Source organism: Desulfobotulus sp. (assembly GCF_034006065.1).
Taxonomy (GTDB): Bacteria; Desulfobacterota; Desulfobacteria; order Desulfobacterales; family ASO4-4; genus Desulfobotulus.
Window position 1 is genome coordinate 1 of sequence record NZ_JAVETM010000098.1, and the last position, 3,694, is coordinate 3,694.

Sequence of the window (3,694 nt, forward strand, 5' to 3'; positions counted from 1 at the left end):
ACCAGGGATCATGGCCTGCTTTCACGGGGAGACTCCCGGATTTTAACACCAGATGCCTATATTGATCAGTCAAAGGAAGGCCAATCCATTCCTTTCATTGACCTCGCCGCTCAGCAGCGAAGCATCCGCCCTTCCCTTGAAAAAAATATTCACAGGGTGCTGGCCCACGGTCAGTACATCATGGGCCCGGAAGTGAAGGAGCTTGAGGATCGCCTTGGGGCCTACGCGGGAGTGAAGCATGCCATTGGTGTTGCCAGCGGTACGGACGCCCTGCAGATTGCCCTTATGGCCCTTGGCATTGGCCCAGGCGATGAGGTGATCACAACCCCTTTTTCCTTTATTGCCACCGCAGAAATTATTGCCCTTCTTGGGGCAAAGCCCGTTTTTGTGGATGTGGATCCCAGAACATACAACATGGATCCTCAAGGTATTGAGGCGGCCATTACGGACCGCACCAAAGCCATCATGCCCGTGAGCCTTTATGGTCAGTGTGCGGATTTTGATGCCATCAACGCCATTGCCTTAAAACATGGTCTCCCTGTGATTGAAGATGCGGCCCAGTCCTTTGGTGCCACATACAAGGGAAGAAAATCCTGTTCCCTCTCCACCATTGGCTGCACTTCCTTTTTTCCGTCCAAGCCCCTTGGCGGCTATGGAGACGGCGGAGCCTGCTTTACGGATGATGACGCCCTTGCCAAGGCCATGCGGGAAATCCGTATCCATGGCCAGGACAGGCGTTATCACCATCCCCGCATCGGATTCAACGGAAGGCTGGACACCCTGCAGGCAGCCATCCTCCTTGCCAAGCTGGATGTTTTTCCTGAGGAAGTGGAAGCGCGGAGCCGGATTGGCGCGCGGTATTCAGAGCTTTTCCAGGCCGCCTGCCCTGGCCTTGTCACGCCCTTTATCGAAAAGTGGAATTCTTGTGTCTATGCCCAGTACACCGTGCAGGTGGAAAACCGGGATGCCGTTCAGAAAATGCTGAATGAAAAGGGAATTCCAACGGCAGTGCATTATCCCATTCCCCTGCACCTGCAGCCTGTGTTTGCGGGTGAAAAGTGTTCTCTTCCCATTTCTGAAACCCTGGCCCACAGGGTGATGAGTCTGCCCATGCATCCTGCGCTGGATGCGGAGGCCCAGGAGAAGATCGTGGCCTGTCTCATTGGAGCCTGAGGAGATCAGGCCCTTATTTTTGATGTAAAAGGACACCTTATGCCGTCTTTTATCAGAAACAGAAAGATCCGAGCAGCCATTGTTGGCTGTGGTCGGATATCCAAAAATCATTTTGGCTCCCTGGAAAAACATAAGGAAAATCTGGAGCTTGCCGCTGTCTGTGATACGGATGCGACGGTTCTGGCAGATCATGCTCAGACCTGGGGGGTGCCTGGTTATCGATCCATGCAGGAAATGCTTGAAAAGGAAGACCTGGATCTGGTCTGTCTCTGCACTCCAAGCGGGTTGCATGCCCGCCAGACCATTCTTGCGGCAGAGCATGGTGTGCATGTGATGACGGAAAAACCCATGGCCACACGCTGGAAAGACGGGCTTGCCATGGTCGAGGCTTGCGACAGGGCAGGGGTCCGTCTTTTTGTGGTGAAGCAGAATCGTCGGAACGCCACCCTGCAGCTTTTAAAGAATGCTGTTGTGCAGAAGCGTTTTGGAAAAATTCATTCCGTTGCAATCAATGTTTTCTGGACCCGGCCTCAGGAATATTACGACAGTGCCAAATGGCGGGGAACCTGGGAGTTTGATGGCGGTGCGTTCATGAACCAGGCCAGCCATTATATCGATCTTTTTGAATGGCTTGTGGGGCCTGTGGAAAGTGTGATGGCCTATACGGGAACTCTTGCCAGGAACATAGAGGTGGAAGACAGCGGAGTGGCTGTTCTGCGCTGGCGCAACGGAGCCCTTGGAACCCTCAATGTATCCATGCTCACCTATCCCAAAAACCTGGAAGGCAGCATCACGGTTCTGGGGGAAAAGGGCAGCGCTAGAATAGGCGGTGTGGCGGTCAACGAGGTGCTGCACTGGGATTTTGAGGAAAGACTACCTGAAGATGACAGAATTGCCGATGCCAGTTACCAGACCACTTCCGTATACGGCTTTGGGCATCCCCTGTATTATGCCAACGTGATTGAAACCCTGCGGGGCCATGCGGAGCCAGAGACGGATGGTCGGGAAGGCCTGAAAACCCTGGAGCTTCTTATTGCCATGTATCTTTCTGCAAGGGATGGTAAAAAGGTGGCTTTGCCTCTGGAATATTGATGAGAAGGAAGGATTCTCCATGAATTACCAGGTTCACCCCACAGCCATTGTGGATGAAGGCGCAGAAATCGGAGAAGGAAGCCGTGTGTGGCACTGGGTTCATGTGTGTGGCGGCGCAAAGATAGGCAGGGGGGTTTCCCTGGGCCAGAATGTTTTTGTGGGAAACCGCGTGGAGATTGGCGACCAGTGCAAAATCCAGAACAATGTCTCCGTATATGACAATGTGACCCTGGAAGAGGGGGTTTTCTGTGGCCCCAGTATGGTTTTTACCAATGTTTATAATCCCAGGGCCCTGATCGAGCGCAAAAATGAGTATAAGGATACCCTGGTGAAAAAGGGGGCCACCCTGGGGGCCAATTGCACCATTGTGTGCGGCGTGACCATTGGTCGCTACGCCTTTGTTGCCGCAGGCGCTGTGGTAACCAAAAATGTGCCGGATTATGCCCTGATGGCGGGGGTTCCTGCGCGGCGGATCGGATGGATGAGCGCCTATGGCGCGAGGCTGGATTTGCCTTTGGAAGGCGATGGCGAGGCTTTGTGTCCCCACACGGGAGAGCGGTATGTGATGAAAGAAGGCAGGGTTTTCAGTTCTCCCTGAATGTTTCCAAAGATAGGTCTTGAAAATCGGTCTGTCCTGATTTTTCCCATATCACATCCACAATACCGCACTGGGGCTGGTATCCTTCCAGCTGTCTTTTTAAAATATTCCGGAGTTCTTCACAGTCGCAGTTTTCAGGAGCGCCATGGGGCCAGCAGTATTGCATGGCCCTGTGAAGTTCTTCAATGGTGGAAAGCACCCATCCCCAGTCCGGGGTTTTTTCGTATCCATGGAAGATTTTGGGGTGCTCTGTGGTCTTTTTATCCTGCACATCAATCAAAAGTTCTTCGTAAAGCTTCTCTCCCGGCCTTAATCCTGAAAACACAATCTCAATGCCAGAGGCGGTCGCGTTTATCCATTGCGGGTATCCTGTGATGGAAAAACTGCGGATGTTTTTTCCGGACGGCCTGCCCTGAACATGAAAGCCAGGATCACCAGGGGGAGCCAGGCAATGGCAAGACCGAGGAAGCCATCCAGGATTTCAAGGGTCACGGCGGCGGCAAGGGGGAAAAGCCAGAACACATTGATGGCTGCCACTGTGAGGGTCACGGGTTTGTGTGTTCCCAGCCTGCGGGCTGCGTGCTGATAGCTGTGGGTGCGGTGGGCTTCATGGAGTCTCTCGCCGCGGATCATGCGTACGATGAGGGTCAGAGTGGCGTCCACGATAAAAACACCCATGAGGATGAGCCAGGCCCAGAACAGCGGGGGATGAATCCAGGCGGCGTGGAGGGAGAGCGCTGCCAGGCAGAGGCCGAGAAAGCCCGATCCCGCATCTCCCATGAAAATATGGGCCTTTGGAAAATTCCACACAAGAAAACCTGCTGTGGCCAT

At 53.6% G+C, this 3,694-nt stretch carries 3 protein-coding genes and 2 pseudogenes; 3 read left to right on the forward strand and 2 right to left on the reverse strand.

Going from position 1 to position 3,694, the window contains the following annotated elements; translation table 11 throughout:
• From RBR60_RS16370 to RBR60_RS16380, 3 genes are all read left to right on the forward strand, one after another.
• Positions 1-1,173: DegT/DnrJ/EryC1/StrS family aminotransferase (locus tag RBR60_RS16370; protein WP_320358791.1), on the forward strand; the 1,173-nt coding region annotated here is incomplete at its 5' end.
• 39 nt (positions 1,174-1,212) lie between these two features.
• The gene (locus tag RBR60_RS16375) at positions 1,213-2,265 is read left to right on the forward strand and encodes a Gfo/Idh/MocA family oxidoreductase (protein ID WP_320358793.1); all 1,053 of its coding nucleotides are present in this window, start codon (positions 1,213-1,215) and stop codon (positions 2,263-2,265) included.
• 19 nt (positions 2,266-2,284) lie between these two features.
• Positions 2,285-2,863 (forward strand): acyltransferase, encoded by a 579-nt coding sequence (locus tag RBR60_RS16380; protein WP_320358795.1) that lies wholly within the window; start codon positions 2,285-2,287, stop codon positions 2,861-2,863.
• A gap of 235 nt (positions 2,864-3,098) precedes the next feature.
• Here RBR60_RS16380 and RBR60_RS16385 read toward each other — a convergent pair.
• Both RBR60_RS16385 and RBR60_RS16390 read right to left on the reverse strand, forming a co-directional pair.
• Positions 3,099-3,197, reverse strand: a pseudogene (locus RBR60_RS16385) (polysaccharide biosynthesis protein); the annotation flags it as partial.
• A gap of 17 nt (positions 3,198-3,214) precedes the next feature.
• Positions 3,215-3,694 (reverse strand): annotated as a pseudogene (locus tag RBR60_RS16390) (hypothetical protein); the annotation flags it as partial.

Excerpts from the sequence above, each read along its gene's own strand:
- RBR60_RS16375 (WP_320358793.1), top strand. The coding sequence starts at position 1,213 with ATGCCGTCTTTTATCAGAAACAGAAAGATCCGAGCAGCCATTGTTGGC.
- RBR60_RS16380 (WP_320358795.1), top strand. The coding sequence starts at position 2,285 with ATGAATTACCAGGTTCACCCCACAGCCATTGTGGATGAAGGCGCAGAA.